14 protein-coding genes are annotated in these 18,271 nt (G+C 55.6%); 8 read left to right on the plus strand and 6 right to left on the minus strand.

Annotation, left to right across the window (positions count from 1 at the left end):
• Positions 1-778: 778 nt before the first annotated feature.
• The 4 genes from mutL to FYZ48_RS14695 all read right to left on the minus strand — a co-directional run bounded on the left by mutL (position 779) and on the right by FYZ48_RS14695 (position 5,813).
• Positions 779-2,737, minus strand: coding sequence for a DNA mismatch repair endonuclease MutL (mutL, locus tag FYZ48_RS14680; protein ID WP_149341595.1), 1,959 nt, complete (start codon positions 2,735-2,737; stop codon positions 779-781).
• Positions 2,738-2,872: 135 nt separating this feature from the next.
• A complete protein-coding gene (locus tag FYZ48_RS14685) occupies positions 2,873-3,559 on the minus strand; it encodes a UbiX family flavin prenyltransferase (protein WP_145439237.1) in 687 nt (228 codons plus the stop codon).
• Positions 3,560-3,589: 30 nt separating this feature from the next.
• Positions 3,590-4,306, minus strand: a complete 717-nt coding sequence (ubiE, locus tag FYZ48_RS14690) for a bifunctional demethylmenaquinone methyltransferase/2-methoxy-6-polyprenyl-1,4-benzoquinol methylase UbiE (RefSeq protein ID WP_145181116.1) — start codon at positions 4,304-4,306, stop codon at positions 3,590-3,592.
• A 25-nt stretch (positions 4,307-4,331) separates the two neighbouring features.
• The gene (locus FYZ48_RS14695) at positions 4,332-5,813 is read right to left on the minus strand and encodes a UbiD family decarboxylase (RefSeq protein ID WP_149341597.1); all 1,482 of its coding nucleotides are present in this window, start codon (positions 5,811-5,813) and stop codon (positions 4,332-4,334) included.
• 130 nt (positions 5,814-5,943) lie between these two features.
• Between FYZ48_RS14695 and FYZ48_RS14700 the strand changes: the two genes are divergently transcribed.
• Complete coding sequence (locus tag FYZ48_RS14700; protein ID WP_149341599.1) at positions 5,944-6,912, plus strand: bile acid:sodium symporter family protein; 969 nt, start codon at positions 5,944-5,946, stop codon at positions 6,910-6,912.
• A gap of 10 nt (positions 6,913-6,922) precedes the next feature.
• On the opposite strand, the gene FYZ48_RS14705 is transcribed toward FYZ48_RS14700, so the two are convergent.
• Entirely contained in the window at positions 6,923-7,201 is a 279-nt protein-coding gene (locus FYZ48_RS14705) for a transcriptional regulator (protein ID WP_145037118.1), read from the minus strand.
• A 504-nt stretch (positions 7,202-7,705) separates the two neighbouring features.
• Between FYZ48_RS14705 and FYZ48_RS14710 the strand changes: the two genes are divergently transcribed.
• Together FYZ48_RS14710 and fbaA are read left to right on the plus strand one after the other, a co-directional pair.
• Positions 7,706-10,582 (plus strand): hypothetical protein, encoded by a 2,877-nt coding sequence (locus tag FYZ48_RS14710; RefSeq protein WP_149341600.1) that lies wholly within the window; start codon positions 7,706-7,708, stop codon positions 10,580-10,582.
• Positions 10,583-10,998: 416 nt separating this feature from the next.
• A complete protein-coding gene (fbaA, locus tag FYZ48_RS14715; RefSeq protein WP_145037114.1) occupies positions 10,999-12,030 on the plus strand; it encodes a class II fructose-bisphosphate aldolase in 1,032 nt (343 codons plus the stop codon).
• An 84-nt stretch (positions 12,031-12,114) separates the two neighbouring features.
• On the opposite strand, the gene FYZ48_RS14720 is transcribed toward fbaA, so the two are convergent.
• Positions 12,115-12,999, minus strand: coding sequence for a hypothetical protein (locus FYZ48_RS14720; protein WP_149341602.1), 885 nt, complete (start codon positions 12,997-12,999; stop codon positions 12,115-12,117).
• Between the two features lie 330 nt (positions 13,000-13,329).
• Here FYZ48_RS14720 and ispF point away from each other — a divergent pair, with 330 nt between their 5' ends.
• The 5 genes from ispF to FYZ48_RS14745 all read left to right on the plus strand — a co-directional run bounded on the left by ispF (position 13,330) and on the right by FYZ48_RS14745 (position 18,269).
• Positions 13,330-13,836, plus strand: coding sequence for a 2-C-methyl-D-erythritol 2,4-cyclodiphosphate synthase (gene ispF, locus FYZ48_RS14725; protein ID WP_187782032.1), 507 nt, complete (start codon positions 13,330-13,332; stop codon positions 13,834-13,836).
• 44 nt (positions 13,837-13,880) lie between these two features.
• A complete protein-coding gene (gene cysS / locus FYZ48_RS14730; RefSeq protein WP_149341604.1) occupies positions 13,881-15,437 on the plus strand; it encodes a cysteine--tRNA ligase in 1,557 nt (518 codons plus the stop codon).
• 42 nt (positions 15,438-15,479) lie between these two features.
• Positions 15,480-16,010: a crossover junction endodeoxyribonuclease RuvC gene (gene ruvC, locus FYZ48_RS14735; RefSeq protein WP_242022665.1), complete on the plus strand. Its 531-nt coding sequence runs from the start codon at positions 15,480-15,482 to the stop codon at positions 16,008-16,010.
• Between the two features lie 35 nt (positions 16,011-16,045).
• Positions 16,046-16,666, plus strand: coding sequence for a Holliday junction branch migration protein RuvA (gene ruvA / locus FYZ48_RS14740; protein WP_149341606.1), 621 nt, complete (start codon positions 16,046-16,048; stop codon positions 16,664-16,666).
• A gap of 220 nt (positions 16,667-16,886) precedes the next feature.
• A complete protein-coding gene (locus FYZ48_RS14745) occupies positions 16,887-18,269 on the plus strand; it encodes an HD-GYP domain-containing protein (protein ID WP_149341608.1) in 1,383 nt (460 codons plus the stop codon).
• Positions 18,270-18,271 lie beyond the last annotated feature (2 nt).

The following is an 18,271-nucleotide window of genomic DNA, read 5'->3' on the forward strand; positions in this document are numbered from 1 at the left end:
GAAGCAAATGGTCTGTCGTTAGGCGGGCGACCACACAGGGTCGCCCCTACGCGTGGATTTTGGTTTGTGAAACACACCGCGGGTGGTCCCAAATTTTGAGTTGCCGCGGTGAGGCGATGGATATTTCAAAGTGCTGCTTGATATTCAGTAGTGGCCGGTGTGCCGTGGATGGTCTTCGTCTTTTCTTGCTGGTGCCGATTTGTAGGATTGGTTGTTTCTGTTTTTGATCTCGCAGGTAGAGGAGGTTAGCTGCCGGGGAGGGAGGGTTGACGCTCCCTGTTTTACCGGTGGCTAGTAACTCCGCTCAGGGGGGGAATTGTTTATGGACGTCCATTGGAAGCTGGAGCATGTTGGATGTCGCCAGGCGGGCAGGCACACAGGCGCTGCCCCTACATCCTGTTTTGATCATGGGTCTGATTCTGTCGATCGGCACCGGGAGGTCAAGACAAAATTTTGTCCCGATGTGGCCGGATTTTGTCCTGGTGTGGCCTGGATTTTGTCCCTGTCTGGCCGGAGTGTGTCCTGGTCTGCCCTGAACAGGGGAGGGAGAACATCCCGAACTGGTGCGTTGGGTTTCGGTGAACAGCCGGTGAAAAGCGGTGGGGGTTCAGGTGGAATTGCATCAGTGGTTCCGGCTGTTCCAGTGCACGCGAACCCGCCTCGCGCGCGAGCCAGAGGGGGAATACCATACGGATCGGGAGGGGTGGATCAAGTTCATTTTGTGCAGCGAGAGTGGGAACCGACACTGTGCACCAACGACGAGATTACAGTGCGCTGTTTAACCCATGCGTCCGAACTGACGGTCGAGCTCGGCGTGGCTCAGCACCAGTGCGGAAGGCCGACCGTGGGGACAGTGGTGGGCGTCGTCGATAAGGTGCCTCTGTTCGAGCAGGCTGTAGATTTCTTCCTGCGTCAGGCGCTGTCCCGCTTTGATGGCGGCTTTACAGGACATCATCGTGATCAGTTCATCCAGCAGATCGCGGCGGGAGGGCTGTTTGGCGTTGTCCAGGTTATCGGCAATGTCGCGGACGAGCTGTTCGAGGTTCGCCTTTTTCAACATCACGGGATAGCTGGTGACCAGCAGTGTGTTGCCGCCGAACTCTTCGATACCGAGTCCGAAGCTGGCGAGCATCTCAGCGTGGTCGAGGATGAGGGCCGTCTCCTTGGCGCTCATTTCGATCGTCAGCGGAACGAGCAGCTTCTGGGCTTCGACCGTCTGGGCGAGCACGCGTTTGCGGAAGTACTCGTACATGATCCGTTCGTGCAGGGCGTGTTGATCGATGATGGTCAGCGCGCCTTTGATTTCGACGACGATGTAGCAGTTGAGGACCTGAATCGGTCTGAGATCGGCGGTAGCGGCTTCCGCGAACTGATCTGCGGGGCGATCGATATCGGGAATGAAGGGAGCCGCAGGCTCTGCCGGTGTGGGGGATGCGCTCTCCCCTGCTCCCGCCTGTTCCTGTTCGCGCTGTTGCTGGAAGTGCGAGAGCGGAATCGCGTCGGCAGCGGTAAAGGGAGCCGCCAGGTCGGAGGGGGGCGAAATCATGCGGGCTTCGCCGCTGATTTTCTGGCCGGGAAGATCGTCGGCGACCTGCTTGAGTTGTTCCTTGGCCCAGGTGGTCAGTTCGAGCTGTGTCTGTTTCTGTTCGGGGGTCGGCGCTGCGGGTTGCGACGGCTCGGGGAGGTCGCCTTTTTTGGAGAGCGACATCTGCGACTGGAGATCCATGCTGAGGAACTGGCTGCGGAGCGTGGAGAGCAGCTGTCTGTACAGCGACTGGCTGTCGCGGAAGCGGACTTCCGATTTTGTGGGATGCACGTTGACGTCGACCATGGACGGGGGCATGTCGAGGTAGAGGAACGAGATCGGCTGGCGGCCGACCATCAGCAGTCCGCGATAAGCTTCGGTCAGCGCATGCTGCAGGGTGCGATCCTGAATCCAGCGACCGTTGAGGAAGAGGTACTGTCCTTTGCGGGTCGATTTGTTTTCGCTGGGATGCGAGACATAGCCCCAGATGCGGACGTCTTCCAATTGCGATTCGACCCAGATCAGGTGGTCGGACAGTTTCTTGCCGTAGAACAGGCGGAGCCGATCGATGAGGTTATCGGACGGCGGGAGATCGAAGATGACTTTGTTATTGTGTCTGAGAACCATGTAGAGCCGGGGATGCGCGAGAGCGGCCCGGGTGAACTGTTCGCTGATGTGGCCGAATTCGGTCTTGGTCGTTTTGAGGAACTTACGGCGGACCGGCGTGTTAGCGAACAGCTGTCGGACTTCGATCGAGGTGCCCAGCGGACAGCCACAGGGCTGTGGTTTTCCGGGAGTGCCTGTGTTGACTTCGAATTCGAGTCCCTGTTTCTGGTCGGCGGTGCGGGTGCGGATGCGGAAGCGGCTGACTTCGGAAATGGACGCGAGGGCCTCGCCCCGGAACCCCATGGTCTGCACGCTGAAGAGGTCGTCCGCGTTAGAAATTTTACTGGTGGCATGACTGGAGACGGCAAGCAGCAGGTCGTCGGGGTGGATGCCTTCTCCGTTATCGACGACGCGAATCAGATCGGCGCCGCCATTCATGATGTCGACTTCGATGCGGGTCGCGAGGGAATCGATGCTGTTATCGAGCAGTTCTTTCACCGCACTGGCCGGCCGCTCGATGACTTCCCCGGCGGCGATTTTATTAATCACGCTGGTATCGAGTTGGTGAATGCGGGAGAGCGATTGCACGGCGGCGGTCCGTTCCATGAGTTTGATCAGTCCGATTGATAAGAAATTGTGCCAGTTCCAGTTCTGTTTTTAACCGGAACGAGGCGGAATCGCAATGAAGGAGTTCAGCGATGATGAACAGAGTTAAACCAGTTTCACGCGGGAAGCGGGGCGTTATTTTCCCCAGCGCTGGTGAATCTCATGCCTGATTTCGAGATGATCGCAGATGCGGCCCGAGATGAAATCGACCAGGTCGTGAATGGTGACCGGGTTGTGATAAAAGCCGGGTGCTGCGGGCAGGATGGTGGCGCCTGCCTGTGTGAGGCGGACCATGTTTTCCAGCGGGATCAACCCGAGCGGTGTTTCGCGGGCGACGATGATCAGTTTACGACGTTCCTTGAGGTGCACGTCGGCGGCTCGATGAATCAGGTTACTGCCGGAACCGGCGGCGATGGTGCCGAGGGTGCCCATGGAACAGGGGCAGATCACCATGCCTTCGGTCAGGAACGATCCACTGGCGATGCCTGCGGAGAAATCCTGGTAGTGGTGGTAGATCAGGTCTCCCTGTTTGAACTCGGCCTCGCCCAGCACGGAGCTGAGCGCGAAGCTTTCGCTGCTCGTGGGTTTCATTTTGCTGAGCACGCTGTCGCTGGGCTGATTATCGGGATCGGGGAGCAACTGCTTGGGATCGAAGTTTTCCAGGTCGATTTTCAGACCGAGTTCGTGGCGCAAGACATGTGCGGCGGCAGCACTGATGGTGAGATGCACGGTGCGACCGGCGGCCATCAGAACTTCGACCAGGCGGACGGCATAGATGGCACCACTGGCGCCGGTGACTGCGACTACGACATTATTGGACATGAGCGAGTACCTCGCGGTTGGATCGAAAACTTAAGAAGCGGGGGCAGCGGGCTTCACGCCGGTATAGAGGGTGGCGATACCAAACGTAAGCGGATACCAGCGGGTTCCTTCCAGGCCACACTCATCCATGATGTCGGCGAGTGCCTTGCCGTAGGGGAACTCCGAGACCGATTCGGGCAGATAGTTATAGGCGGACTGCTGGTTGCGGGCCAGCAGTTGTCCCATGCGGGGCAGAATATGTTTGAAATAAAACTGGTAACAGGCGCGGAACAGCGGGTTGGTGGGAATCGAAAATTCGAGCACCGCGACCTGTCCGCCGGGCTGACAGACACGAATCATTTCTTTGAGCCCGCGACGGGTATCAGACACGTTCCGCAGTCCAAACGCGACCGAGACGATCTGGAACTGATTATCGCTGAAGGGGAGTTCCTGCGTGTCGGCTTCGAGAAAGGTCAGAGCATCGCTGTCATTTTTGGTGAGCGCGAGCTGGAGCATTTCATGCGTGAAGTCGGCCCCCACGACGCGGTTTTTGCCGCGGGTCTTCTTGAGATACGAGAGAGCCAGATCACCGGTGCCGGTACAGACATCGAGAATCGGTGCTTCGCCGGCAGGAGCGACTTTCCGTACGGTCCGCCAGCGCCAGTAATAATCGACGCCACCCGAGAGGAAATGATTCATAAAATCATAACGGGGCGCGATCTCACCAAACATCTGTTGTACGCGGGAACCGGTTTTATCTACATTCATAACGTTTCAATCAATTCTTCTGTAATCAGGCCAGGCCGAGTTCATCCAGGCGGCTCTGAACCTGCTCTTGTAGTTCTGCAGGCATGCTCAGGGAGGCGGGCCAGGGACGCGGGTGCCCTTCCGCTGCGGATTTGCGGGTGGCATCCAGACCGAGCTTATGCCCGATCCCCTGCACCGGCATGCTGTGATCGTCGTCGTCGCCGGGGCCTTCGGAAAAAATCAGGTCCCGCCCCGGATTCACGTTGGTGCAGACACGCGACCAGACGAGTTGTTCGTCCTGGACGTCGGTGTCGCTGTCGACCACCACGATCATCTTTAATGATAGTAACCGTTCCAGACTCCACAATGCATTTACCACGCGACGGGCCTGATGCGGGTAAGATTTCCGGATGCTCACAAATAACAGGTAGCGTCCCATGCCTGCGGCGGGGAAATGGACGTCGACGATTTCAGGGACCAGCAGTTTGAGCAGCGGCAGAAAGAGCCGCGCGGTCACCTGGGCGAACAGACCTGCCTCGGAAGGTGGAGCAGCGGGAATCAGTGCGGGCCAGATCGGATTGGAGCGATGTGTGACCGCAGACAACCGTAAAGGGAATACTTCAGTGGGTGAACTATAGAATCCAGTGGGATTAGCAACGGGTCCCACGGTGAGTGGATCTGCTGTAGTATCGATGAAGCCTTCCATGACGATTTCGGCCTGGGCGGGGACATCGAGTTCGACAGAGCGACAGCGAACGAGTTCCAGTGCCTGATTGCGGAGGAAGCCGCTGAAGGCGTATGGATCGGTAATTGAAGGGAGTGGCGCATGAGCGGCGTAGAGACAGGTCGGATCGGCCCCCAGGACGATGGCAACGGGCATCTGCTGCTGGCGGGCCTGGAATTGCTGCAGGAGCTGATAGCCGGCATCGTGCTGGCTCCAGCGGATGGCGAGCTGCTGATCGGAGATGACCTGGATCGGACGGGCGTTGACGAAGCGGTTCTTGAGTTCGGGATCCTGTGTGACGATCTGGCCGGCGGTGATTGTGGGAAACGCTTCTTCGGGCCAGTTCCTGAGCAGGGGAAACTCGCTCAGATTGACATCGCGACCCAGTTTGACGACCTGCTGACAGGAGGCGGTTTTGACGGTGCGGGGTTTGATGTTGAGCAGCTGCGAGAACTGGGGAATGATTTTCAGGGAATCGAACCAGCCTTCGGGGAGATCCGGTGCGACAAGCCCCGCGATGCGATCGGCGACGGCGTCGAGGCTGTCGCTGCGCAGAATCTGGAGCATACGGGGAAGGCTGCCATACAGATTCGTGAGCACAGGAACCTTGTGGCCGCGGACCTGGTCGAACAGGAGTGCGGGGGACGGATCAGTCGAGGCGGTTTTGAGAACCTGCTCGGTGATGGCGGCGATTTCGAGTTCCGACTCGACGGGAGCAGAGACGCGGACGAGTTGTCCATGTTCTTCAAAGTCGGCGACAAAATCAGCCAGCTGGTCCGCGTTCATCATTCTGGTGCTGTTCATAGTAATTCAGGGAGGCTTTGTTTACAGTCAGGAATCATAACCGATTGCGGACTGTCAACAAATGATGGTGACTGTGAACCTTATAGAATATTCCGATCCTGAAACAACCATCTTTCCGGAAATGTGAACCATGCTGCAACGATTTCTGCTGCTCTGGCTGATACTACTCTCAGGTGTCGCTGTCATCTGGGATGACGTCGTCCCGGGAGATTTTCACCCCTTTCACGATTCACAGCCGTACCTGGGATATCTGTTTACCGCGACGATGTTCGTGATCGGTTCGCTGCTGCCCCGGGAGGAAGTTCGTGAGGTCTTCCGACGCTGGCACACTGTATTGAGTGGCACATTTGTGCAATACACGTTGATGCCGGGCCTGGGTTACCTGATGAGCCTGTTCTTTCTGGATCAGCCTGAATTGCGGATCGGAATTATCCTGGTGGGATGTGTGCCGGGCGCGATGGCTTCGAACGTGCTCACGCTGACGGCGCGGGGTAACGTGAGTTATTCGGTCTGCCTGACAACCTCGGCAACGCTGCTTTCGCCGCTGGTGGTGCCCCTGTTTCTGTACCTGGCGGTTTCGGGAACGGAGATCGATGCTGTTCAGCTGGCGAAGAACAGTTTTGTCAATCTGCTGACCCAGGTGGTGCTGCCCGTGATTACCGGACACATGCTGTCGCTGCTGGTCGGTTCGTTTCAGCGGGTGATGCAGCGTTATGGAGCGACGTTTGCGAACTTCTCGATCCTGTGGATCATCGCCACGATTATCAGCCTGAACGCGGCGCGGCTGCAGCAGGTGTTTTTTTCACTGGCGCTGGTGCTGCTGGTGATCAATCTACTGGGGTACCTGGGAGGGTACCTGTCGGGAGTGGCATTCGAACTGGACGAAGCGAAGCGACGGGCACTGACACTGGAGGTCGGCATGCAGAACGCGGGACTGGGTGCGGTTCTGGCGGGGCAGCTATTTCCCGATCAGGAGTTGATCGCGCTGCCACCCGCACTCTATATGTTTGGCTGTATGTTGACGGGAACGATTCTGGCACAGATCTGGTCGCGAAGAACGGCGTCCCAGGCAAAACAGGCAGAAGGGTCAAACGAGTAAATGGTGTCGCTTAGGTTTCTTCCAGCCGTGCTTTGAGTTCATCACGTTCTTTTTTCGTAATATCGAGGTCGAACATGAGGTATTTCACATCGAGGCGAAGTTGTGCGAGCGCTTCCTGAATCAGTCCCAGAATGCGGCGGCGGCGTTTCACGGACTCAACCACACGGGAGTAGGAAACTTCCAGGTGCACCTGATGCTCACGAGGCAGTTCGGCAATTTTCTTGCCCAGGTCAATGACTTCGCGAGGGAGGCTGGCACTATCGGAATCGTCTGTCAGTCGCATATTCATCAGTTTCTATTTCTCAGTTGAGACCTTCGATTGCTGCTCAATCCATATTTCGGATGGAAAACTCACGGTACCAATAGAACAGATTTCATGCCGAATATGAATCTTTAATTAAACAATCACAGTAAATCATGATCGCACAGAGACTTAGCAATTCCAGCACAAAAAGCATCTGTTCAGACAGTTTCGCAAAAAAGCGAGGCTTCGTATTGGCCCAGATTGCAATTTCTTCTAAAATCACTGAGGTTTATCGCTCGATTCAGGCGATTTACCGATGGGTTGCATTTTAACAACGCGGCTGTTGTCGATGTGCAACAAAAATCGGACAGGACTCAACATTTCGTAAAGAATGCTGAACGGTGATCTGTCTGCTGAAGCTGGGAAAAGTATGACTCCAGTTTGGTTTAAGATCGCGAGAGATCAAGACCTGCAGACTGATCAAAACCGGACTGACCGGTACAGTTTCAAGATCTTTTTATCCCAGGATGGGGCTGAGAACAGGCATTGATGCCAGGAAAAATCGGTGAACTGATTTCAAGAACGTGGGTTCTGCTGCTCGTTCTCCCGCTGGTTTTATCAGTACCGCTCTCGTTGCGCGCCGAGTCTTTTGAAGCCGGCTTCGATGACACCTCCCGTGTCAGCTGGCAGGTCCGCATCGATCCCAACATGGCCCGCAAGAACTGGCATGTCCGCAATACGACGGCTCAACATGCGGGCGCTGCCTGCGAGCATCTGCAGGTCTCCACGGGAAATCTGGGATCGCTGATCGAGTTATCGCATTCACTGCCGGCCAGTCGGATTATCAATGAACTGACGGTCTCACTCTGGCTGAAATCAAACCGCCGGGGCACACGGATTGGACTGGAAGCGGTGCTGCCCCACCAGGTGGACCCGGAAACCGGCGCTGCGGCACGCATTTACCTGATTGGTGACACCTATACCGACGAAGGACAGTGGCAGAAACTGAAGTGTACGACTTCGGAGCCGCTGGTGAATCAGTCGCTGGGACTGTTACGGGGCCGCAGCAAACTGCGCCAACTGGATACACGCGAGATGTATGTGGAACGGGTGCTGGTCGTCACCAGGTCCTCTTCGGACAAAGTGGAATTCCTGATGGATGACCTGAAGCTCTCGCCGATCGTTCATCCGAATGAAACGGTACTGCAGACCGCTGCCGCTTATCAGAAAGAGCAGGTCAAGCCGATTGTCGAGTTCCTGCTGGACCGGGTTCAACTGCAGGGGAAACCGATGTTTCCGCGAATGTCCCGCTATCATGGCGAGAACCTGGCCACGATGAAACAGGCGGGCCTGAACGTGATCTGGGCTCCCCAGTTCGACGACTACAATTTTCTGGGACAACTCCGCAGCCAGGGTCTGTGGGCGATGGCCACCCCGCCCCGCCCCCAGGACTCACAGGGATCGTTTCTCCCCTCCCGAGATGCGACGTTGATCCCCTTTGATGAGCAGACCGCGCCAATCATCTTCTGGAACCTGGGGACTCGAATCCCCGGTCATCAGTGGAGCGAAATCCGCAGCCGCGTCGGTCAGATTCAGAGTGCAGATCAGCAGTTCAAGCGTCCCATCATGGCGGACGTGCAGGGCAAAGAACGACAGATCTCACGTGAAGTCTCGATGATCGGTTCCAGTCCGCGGATTCTGAACAGCGATATCAGCCTGCTGGACTACCGGCAAACTTTGATCGAAAAAACACAGGTTGCACCAGGCCGATTTCTGTGGACCTGGATCCAGACGGAACCGACGGCAGCCAACAGTCAATGGCGGGAGACCGCGAACAAGTTACCGATCGTAGTGGAACCCGAACAGATTCGCCTGCAGACCTATAGTGCACTTTCCGCAGGTTGCAGGGGGGCCGGCTACTGGACCACCAGCAGACTGGATGAGACCTCTGCACCAGGTGCTCTGGAACGAAAGCTGGCGATTGAGCAGTTGAACCTGGAGATTGACCTGATTGAGCCCTGGCTGGCAGCGGGAACCGTGATTTCACACGTTCCCTTCAACCTGAAACAACGTGAAACTCCCCGAATCGGTCAGTTGGGAGCTGACTTCAAGACCGCGGGCAAAGATCGCCTGATCCGTGACGAGCGCCTCGCAGAGCGGGAAATGCAGCTGCTCAGGGAAAAACAGACAGCGGAGGAACTGCAGGCCGCCGTGATTCAATCCGAGTTCGGCACCCTGATTCTCCCGGTCTGGTATCGTCACGATGCCCAGTTTGTTCCGGACCAGATGGCGGGGAACGACGCGACCATCGTCATTCCCGGTGGAAATGTTTCAGCCTCTGTCTGGGAAGTGAGCACGACCGAAATTCGTAACCTGGACCGTAAACGGGTCAATGGTGGCGTACAGATCCGCATTCCCAAATTTGACATGACCTCGATCATTATCATGACGTCGGATCAGGGTTTGATTGAAAATCTGCGAAGGAAAATCGCCGGGATCAGTGCACAATCAGCAAAGGCCTGCGTGCAGATGAGCAGTGCCAAGCTGAAACGTTGCGAACAGACAAATGCGACGCTGGTGGAGATGGGGGTCAGCCAGATTGCCCGCCTGGATGGACCGGCGATTCTGGAACGTTCCCGCAAACTGTCTGCCCAGTCGGAACAGTCCCTGGCAAACAAAGATTATCACCGCGCGCGACTCCAGGCTCGCGACGCGATGCAGCTGCTGCGAATTCTGCAGCGAAGTCAGTGGCGGGAAGCGACCCACAATTTTGATTCTGCAGTCACCAGCCCTTACACGATTGCCTACAGTACCCTGCCCGACCACTGGCGGATGATCGAACAGATCGGCCGCAGTTCCGGTAAGATTCAGTCGAACCTGCTGCGTTCCGGTGATTTCGAAGACATCGACACCATGACAGCGGAAGGCTGGAAGCATAAACAGAACCCGATCACTGGCACACAGGCGATCGCGGAGCTGTATCCCCGCGACCGGAAATCCGGAAACTTCAGCCTGCGACTGCTGGCCGCTCCGATCAACCGGGGTGAAGTGCCTGCTTATATCGAGGATCCGCTGGTCAAAGTAACCACGCCTCCCCTGGAGGTCCGCAGCGGGCAGATCGTGCATATCACAGGCTGGGTGAAAGTGAGCTCCCCGATCATTGGTCACACCGAGGGGGCCACGCTGGAAGACAGCATTATGGGTCCGGGCGGGGCTTTACACTGGAATGCGCAGAGCAGCTGGCAGAAGATTGACGTCATCCGGGAAGTCCCCCGAAGCGAAACCTTCACGCTCTCGATGTACCTGTATGGGCTGGGGGCGATCCTGTTTGATGACCTGCGCGTCATTGCCTATACACCCGAACCCAGGCTCTACCAGCAGACCAGCGGGAGTGAATCTCCTTCGAATCCCCCCCTGAGTCCCTGAGGGGCGGGCTGCATTTACTGAAGAAAGTTCTGAAACTAACTTCTTTCTCTGTCAGATGATAGGCAGACAATGCGGGAAGCCGTCCGAACATCCACAGACAATCGTGTCTGAGGCAGCGCAGGACACTTGAAGGTGCGGGCAGAACTTGATAATAAACAGTATAGAAACAGAGTGAAAAGCTGTCTCAATGTTTGAATACTCTGGGTAACACGTTCTGAATGGCCGGAAGCCTGATTCCATTCTCTCTAAACTCCTTCCGGTACTCTGCTGCTCGTCTGACGTGATGGAAACAACCTCTCGCTAAATCCGGGAGAGCGTTACAGACTGATCAGGGTCAAGCTGAGGGCGACTTCGGCCTGACCGGATGCATTCAGAATTATCATATTTTCAACTTTTTACTGAACAGGAACAAACCAATGCCGATTGCCACCCCAGCTCAATACGCCGCGATGCTGGATGCCGCTCAAGAGGGCAGCTATGCCTATCCCGCGATGAACGTGACTTCACTGCCGACCATCAACGGAGCCCTCAAAGCATTTGCCGATAAAAAATCAGACGGAATTATTCAGGTCTCCACCGGTGGTGGCCAGTTCGCTTCCGGTCTGGATCCGAAAGATGCGGTTCTGGGTGCAATCATTCTGGCAGAAGCCACACATCGTCTGGCAGAAAAATATGATGTGCTGATCGCATTGCACACCGACCACTGTCAGCCCGGCAAGGTCGATTCCTTCCTGAAGCCACTGATCGCAGAAACCGCCCGTCGCCGGGAAGCTGGCCTGCCGAACCTGTTCCAGTCACACATGCTGGACGCTTCGGAACTGCCCTTAAAAGAAAACCTGGAACTGTCAGTCGATCTGCTCAAGCTGTGTGCCGAGAATGAAATCATTCTGGAAGTGGAAGCGGGTGTTGTTGGTGGTGAAGAAGACGGCGTCGATAACTCCGATCAGCCCGCCGACAAGCTCTACACGACTCCCGAAGACATGGTTGCTGTATACGAAGCCCTGAACGGTCTGGGCCGCTACATGTTCGCTGCCACCTTCGGTAACGTGCACGGCAGCTACAAACCGGGTGCTGTTAAACTGCGTCCGGAAATTCTGAAAGCCGGTCAGGAAGCTGTGATGGCGAAGTACGGCAAAGAAGCCGAATTCGACCTCGTATTCCACGGCGGTTCAGGAACTCCCGAAGACCAGCTGCGTGAAACTCTGGAATACGGCGTTGTGAAAATGAACATCGACACCGACACCCAGTACGCCTTCACCCGTCCTGTCGTTGATCACATCATGAAGAACTACGATGGTGTGCTGAAGATCGACGGTGAAGTCGGTAACAAGAAAGTCTACGATCCACGTAGCTACCTGAAAGCTGCCGAAATGGGTGTTGTCGAACGTATGGGTGAAGCCTGCGACGACCTCTACTCTTCTGGTAAAACGATCTTCGGCAAGGTCTAATCCTAAAAGCCGAAAGCGTAAAATGCTGACATCAGGTGAGCTGTCTCCACGCGGGGCAGCTCACTTTTTTTAGTGCCGCAGAAGTTATTTAGAACGGGTCACATCCATTTTGGACATGTTGGCCAGGCGGACTACCAGGATTTTCTGGATGTCTTCCTTTGATCCTTCGCCACGGAAGAAGAGTCGGCCGGCTGAGTTGGCGGGAACATCGTCGGTGGCAGTAATGATGGCCATTTCGCCGACGTTCAGTGTGACCTCGAACTTCTGGTTGTAGAGCGGGCTGGTATTCTGACGGTTCTCCAGCTGCCAGCCGATATTGGTAGCGGTCCGTCTGAGCTGTTGCGCACCGTAGTGGACCTCGGGCGTAAACTCCAACCGGGCCCAGCCATCCTGCATTTTATGTGCTTTGACGCGGAAGACACAGCGGGCCTGTTCGAAGTCTTTGATCTCGAGGGGCTCTTCATCGTCGTCTGTGATCAGATTCAGCGTGCACTTGTCAAACAGCTCGCTGGTCTGAATATCAGTAGGTACCCCGGATCGCAGCATCAGCCGTCTGCCGGAAAGCAGCAGCGATTCTTCTTCCTTCTTGATACCACCGAAATGTGATTTCAATCCCAGCAACGTCTGTAGTGCCATAGGAGGCACCGAGCTCACGTGGCCGACCCGCAACCCGTTCTGATTCAGTTTTTCCTGGTCGGTCAGCTGAATCGCACCGATTTCATCGACTTCGTTCCAGAGGGCAGACCCGAGCAGCGGATCGGTCACCGGACGTTCGACGAACACAATTTCCACCTGCATCGCGTCCTGTGAGACGGGTATGGATGGGAGCTTGTTGACGGTGTTCGTTTCCGTATACTTACCCAATCCCAGTACGGCCCCTTCACGCATCAGCGCGCAGCCGGTAATCAACAGAGCCAGCCAGGCCAGTGTGAGAAACAGTAAACAGAATTTAAGGGATACTAACTTCATGGAAAGGGTCAGAGATCTGGTTGAGAGCGAAGAACGCAGAGATGCTGTTGTCCGAAGGACGGGAAGGGATAGGGAGTCTATTACTATTCAGGATTTATGTCAATTTGAAATTGGAGACTACCGTCTGTGGCTGCTCAGATGACGAAAAACGTTTTATTCCCGGGGACAATACAGCAGGAAGTCTTTCTCAGCACCGGCTCATATTGCCTTGTTTGACAGCTCCAGCTATGATCTGCGTGCTTTCACGCCTCGAACCGAAAACGATATTCAACCGAACAGTTTATTTGGTGAAACCGGTTCGATTTCTAACCAGAACTGCGAACAAAACTCATGGCTACTCAATCTCTTAAGGAACAGCTGCCCGACCTGCGTGTCGGTTATGGCCAGGACTGTCATCGTCTGCAGGCGGAATATCCGCTGATTCTGGGAGGGGTGGAAATTGATTTTGAACTGGGTCTGGTTGGACACAGTGATGCGGATGTTCTACTGCATGCAATCACCGATGCCCTGTTGGGAGCAGCCGGTCTGGGGGATATCGGCGAGATGTTCCCCAATACCGATCCCCAGTGGAAAGGCGCCGATTCCCGGAAACTGCTGCAGGCTGCCTTTGCAGAAGTTCAGCAGGCCGGCTGGCAAATCATAAACCTGGATTGCACAATTTCGGCGGAACGTCCTAAACTAGCCAGCTATAAGCCACAAATACGCCAGTCGGTTGCAGAGACACTGCAGCTCGACACGCAACAGGTCAACATTAAAGCCAAAACGGGAGAACGGGTCGGACCGGTCGGAAGACAGGAAGCAATGACCGCCGACGCTGTCGTTCTGCTGCGACGTTAGAACTCGTTTTTTGAGAACAGGAAGAAATTCAGGTATCCAGGAACATGACGCTAAGAATTTACAACACACTGAGTCGCAAAAAAGAAGATTTCCAGACGATCAAACCAGGGAAGGTCGGCATCTATCTCTGCGGCCCCACGGTTTACAAGCATTCGCACATCGGTCACATGGTCGGCCCGGTGATCATCGACACCATCGCCCGTTACCTGAAGTACAACGGTTATGAAGTCAAGTTCGTCAACAACATCACGGACATTGATGACAAGCTGATCAATCGGGCAGCCGAAAAGAATATTTCGGTTGAAAAGCTGGCAGCCGAGATGACCCAGGATTACTTCGATAACCTGGAAACGATGGGCATTGATACCATTACCGATTTCCCCAAAGCGACCGACTACATCGACGCGATGCTGGAAATCATCCAGACGCTGATCGACCAGGGGAACGCTTACCCGCTGGACGGCGATGTCTACTTCTCTGCTGAGTCAGACAACAACTACGGATGCCTGAGTGGTCGGAAGATCGAAGAGATGATCGCCGGCACCCGTGTGGAAGCCAACGACAAGAAAAAGAATCCGGCTGACTTCGCTCTGTGGAAAAAATCACGACCAGGAGAACCGGCGTGGGACAGCCCCTGGGGACCTGGTCGCCCCGGCTGGCACATCGAATGTTCTGCGATGAGCCGCAAACTGCTGGGTGATTCCTTCGACATTCATGGCGGCGGTCTGGACCTGATGTTTCCCCATCATGAAAACGAGCGAGCCCAGTCCGAATGCTGCACCGGTAAGACGTACGTGCGTTACTGGGTGCACAATGGTCTGATGCAGGCCAGCGACGCTGCCGGTAAAGTTGGCGGTCAGCACGATCGTCACGGAGATGTGGTCGTCGATCAGCAGGCTCAGGAAGCCGATAAGCTCTCCGGTTCCAAGGGAGCCGCTTCCGTGAAAGAACTGTTCGCGGTGCACCCTCCCGAAATCGTGCGGCTGTTCCTGCTGTCTACGCATTACCGCAGCCCGATTGCCTTCAGCGATGAAAACATCAGTGAAACCGGCAAGGGTATGGAAGGCTTTTATCGCTTCTTTGAAACATTTGAGCGAATCACAGGCGAAAGTTTCTATGACCTGGCAACCGCCCAGAAACGGGACGCGTCGGTCACGCTGGAAGGGGAGCCGGGCGAATACTTCCAGCAGCTGGCTGAACTCCGCCAGCGGTTCTGGGAAGCGATGGACGACGATTTCAACACCAGCGGTGCAATTGGCGTCCTGTTTGAACTGCGTTCCACATTAAACTCGTTGATCCACGAACAGAAACTGGATGGTCCCGGCAAAGACAACGAGCAGATGGTTGCCGCTCTCAAAACCGGTGCCTGCCTGCTCAAAGAGCTCTCCAATCTGCTGGGTGTCTTCCGCAAAGCCCCCGTTAAAGAACAGGGAGCCGACGATGGTCTGGTCAACCAGTTGATGGAGCTGATCATCGATATCCGCAAGGATGCCCGCACCAATAAGAACTGGGACATTGCCGACAAAATCCGCGATGGACTGGCTGCCTGTCAGATCACCGTGGAAGACCGTCCCGAAGGCAGTTTGTGGCGGCGGGGGTAATTCCGCCGGACACCTGTTTCGAACGGAGTCGTTTGAGCACACATGAAGGCAAACTCGACAATGGATGATGAAGAGTTGACACCTGCCACACGGTACCTGGGAATTGACCCGGGCCTGAACCGCACGGGTTACGCCCTGCTGGAACAGTCGGCCCGGGGTCCGGTGCTGTGCGAAGGAGGCATCATCCGTTCGAACCAGGAGATGAACCTCGCGGCGCGGGTGCATGAAATTGCCTCGGGAATCCGGGAAGTGATTACCGAGTATCGCCCTGATGTCATGGCCATCGAACAGGTATTTACGACTCCCAAGTTTCCCAAGAGTTCGATCATCATGGCCCATGCACGCGGCGCGATTCTGTTCGCCGCCCATGACGCCGGCGTCCCCGTGGTGCATTACACTCCCACGCAGATCAAACGCCTGATTACAGGCAGCGGCCGTGCATCGAAAGAACAGATGCAGCATGCGATCAAAAACGAACTCGGATTAAAAACCATCCTGGAACCGAACGACGTCGCCGATGCCTTCGCGGCAGCGCTGTGCCACTACCATACGATTCGTGTGGCCTGCTTCTGAATTAAACACTCTTATCCCCTGAGAACAGCATTCCCATGATTACAAATATCCGTGGCCAATTGAGCGAACTGAGTCTGACCGAGGCGATCATCTCGGTGGGGGCTTTTGACTATGAAGTGTTTATCCCCGAGTTTGTCCGCCGCCAGCTGCAACCTCTGATCGGTAAAGAGGTCAGTCTCAAAACCATCGAATACATCGAAGGAAACCCGCAGAAGGGGCGACTGACGCCGCGAATGATCGGTTTCATGAGCCATGCAGAGCGGGAGTTCTTCGAACTGGTCTGCTCGGTGGATGGCGTGGGCGTCAAGAAAACACTAAGGGCCATGGTGCGTCCTGTGAAAGAGGTCGCCACCGCGATCGAAGAAAAAGACATTAAGCAACTCACGACACTCCCCGGCATCGGCCCCGCGGTGGCAGAACGGATCGTCGCTAAGCTTCGCCGCAAGATGGCCAAGTTTGCCCTGATTGTCGCCAAGGAATTTCCTGCCGACGAAGCACAGACCGACGTCTTCGGCGAAGCCTACGAGGCGCTACTCAGTCTGGGCTATTCCGCCAATGAAGCCCGCGATAAGGTAGAGACCATGGCCGCGGATGGCCAGAAGTTCAAGAGCATCGAGGAGTTCCTCACCGCACTCTACCAGCAGGAACGCAACTGAAATCGGGCCCTCAGTATCGTTTCAACGCCACTGATCAATCGTTGCAACCGCTATAGTCCTCATCTTTGACGCCGAACTGCCTGCATCTGGTACCTGTTCGCATCTTCCCGTTTGTCCTTCGCTGCGCCTGACATAGCTTTGATGAAGCTAGCGACCCTACGGGGAGGAATGCGCAGACAGCCATTCCGCATGCCACGACTGTGATCGTGGCGCCCCAGATATGAATGCATCAGAACAGCGTCTCAATCCTATGGTTTCAAAAGCTGCTGACAAAAAAAACAGTCCTTACACCGCGCTGGATATCGACCGCCTGCGTATCGGGGTCACCCTGCAGGCCCCCATTTATGAGGCGGAAGCCGAAAAAAACATCTTGCTGCTGGCCCGCGGTAAGAAAATCACTCAGGCTTATATTGAAAGCCTGAAAAAGCGTGGCATCCGCAGCGTACGGGTCCATGAACGAGACCTGTCCAATTTGATGCTTCCCGATGGGGAAAGCCAACAGTCAGAACCGGGGTCAGCAAGGAGACTCAAGCGCAGACGGACCCAACTGCGCACCAGCGCCTCCAGCAGAAAGCGGCAGGTGCCGGAAACCAGACAGGCGGGATCCCCCTGGCAGATTCAGACCAGTTCTTTCCTGCACCAGGTCAGTCCGGTTCAAACCACGGACTACGTCCCTGCCCTGCAATCGAAATACCACGAACAATTCCGAGTACTGACCAAAGCGACCGGGGAGATCTACAAACAGTTGCTGATCACAACCAGTGTCAGCATGTCACAGCTCAATAACATGACTGATGTTTCTCTCGCACAACTGTCTGATGATCTGGACCTGTTTGTGCTGGAAGGGACGTCACCTGTGGAGGATGGAAATCTCTGCAGACACGGTTTGCAGATGTCGAGCCTGGCACTGGCGATGGGCACGCAGCTGGGACTGGACCGCGATACGTTATCCCAGCTCTCCATCGGCTGCCTGTTACATGATGTGGGCATGCAGAAAATCACAGCCTGTACTTCGCTCAGCCACGAGCCTGCCAGCCAGCTCGAACGACTGGAAGTGAAAAAACATCCGATTCTCACCTATGACCTGCTCAATCAGCTGCATGAAATTCCGATGGTCTCCCGGATGGTGGCTTACCAGATTCACGAACGCTGCGATGGATCGGGTTATCCGCGCGGGCAACAGGGGAATCAGATTCATCCTCTGTCCAAAATTGCCGCCGTTGCCGATGAATACATCAATCTCGTTTCGGACCATGCACTGTCGCCGGGATTACTGCCCTACCAGGCCGCGGAAAAGCTGATTTTCGACGCCGCCCACGGCAAATATGACGTTCAGGCGGTTCGCGCTTTGCTGCAGTCCATCTCGCTTTATCCGGTCGGATCACTGGTTGAGTTGAATAACGGACAACGGGCCCAGGTGATTCGTACCAATCGACAGCACTACGGCACACCGATCGTCAAGCTGCTGGATGGTAGCAACAATGAGACGATTCTCAATCTGCTGGCACACGATGATCTCACCGTCGTGCGTGCTCTCTCCCGGAATGATCTGCAGCCTGCTGCAGAAACTTCTGAGGCAGGTATCATTTGCCAGCCGGTGTAACC

The sequence above is a fragment of the Gimesia chilikensis genome, assembly GCF_008329715.1.
GTDB lineage: Bacteria > Planctomycetota > Planctomycetia > Planctomycetales > Planctomycetaceae > Gimesia > Gimesia chilikensis.

Bases quoted from the DNA above. Each gene is read 5' to 3' on its own strand.
- FYZ48_RS14685 (WP_145439237.1), bottom strand. From the start codon at position 3,559: ATGTCCAATAATGTCGTAGTCGCAGTCACCGGCGCCAGTGGTGCCATC.
- FYZ48_RS14720 (WP_149341602.1), bottom strand. From the start codon at position 12,999: ATGAAGTTAGTATCCCTTAAATTCTGTTTACTGTTTCTCACACTGGCC.
- FYZ48_RS14745 (WP_149341608.1), top strand. From the start codon at position 16,887: ATGAATGCATCAGAACAGCGTCTCAATCCTATGGTTTCAAAAGCTGCT.
- ispF (WP_187782032.1), top strand. From the start codon at position 13,330: ATGGCTACTCAATCTCTTAAGGAACAGCTGCCCGACCTGCGTGTCGGT.
- fbaA (WP_145037114.1), top strand. From the start codon at position 10,999: ATGCCGATTGCCACCCCAGCTCAATACGCCGCGATGCTGGATGCCGCT.
- ubiE (WP_145181116.1), bottom strand. From the start codon at position 4,306: ATGAATGTAGATAAAACCGGTTCCCGCGTACAACAGATGTTTGGTGAG.
- cysS (WP_149341604.1), top strand. From the start codon at position 13,881: ATGACGCTAAGAATTTACAACACACTGAGTCGCAAAAAAGAAGATTTC.
- ruvC (WP_242022665.1), top strand. From the start codon at position 15,480: ATGAAGGCAAACTCGACAATGGATGATGAAGAGTTGACACCTGCCACA.
- FYZ48_RS14700 (WP_149341599.1), top strand. From the start codon at position 5,944: ATGCTGCAACGATTTCTGCTGCTCTGGCTGATACTACTCTCAGGTGTC.
- mutL (WP_149341595.1), bottom strand. From the start codon at position 2,737: ATGGAACGGACCGCCGCCGTGCAATCGCTCTCCCGCATTCACCAACTC.
- FYZ48_RS14695 (WP_149341597.1), bottom strand. From the start codon at position 5,813: ATGAACAGCACCAGAATGATGAACGCGGACCAGCTGGCTGATTTTGTC.
- FYZ48_RS14710 (WP_149341600.1), top strand. From the start codon at position 7,706: ATGCCAGGAAAAATCGGTGAACTGATTTCAAGAACGTGGGTTCTGCTG.
- FYZ48_RS14705 (WP_145037118.1), bottom strand. From the start codon at position 7,201: ATGAATATGCGACTGACAGACGATTCCGATAGTGCCAGCCTCCCTCGC.
- ruvA (WP_149341606.1), top strand. From the start codon at position 16,046: ATGATTACAAATATCCGTGGCCAATTGAGCGAACTGAGTCTGACCGAG.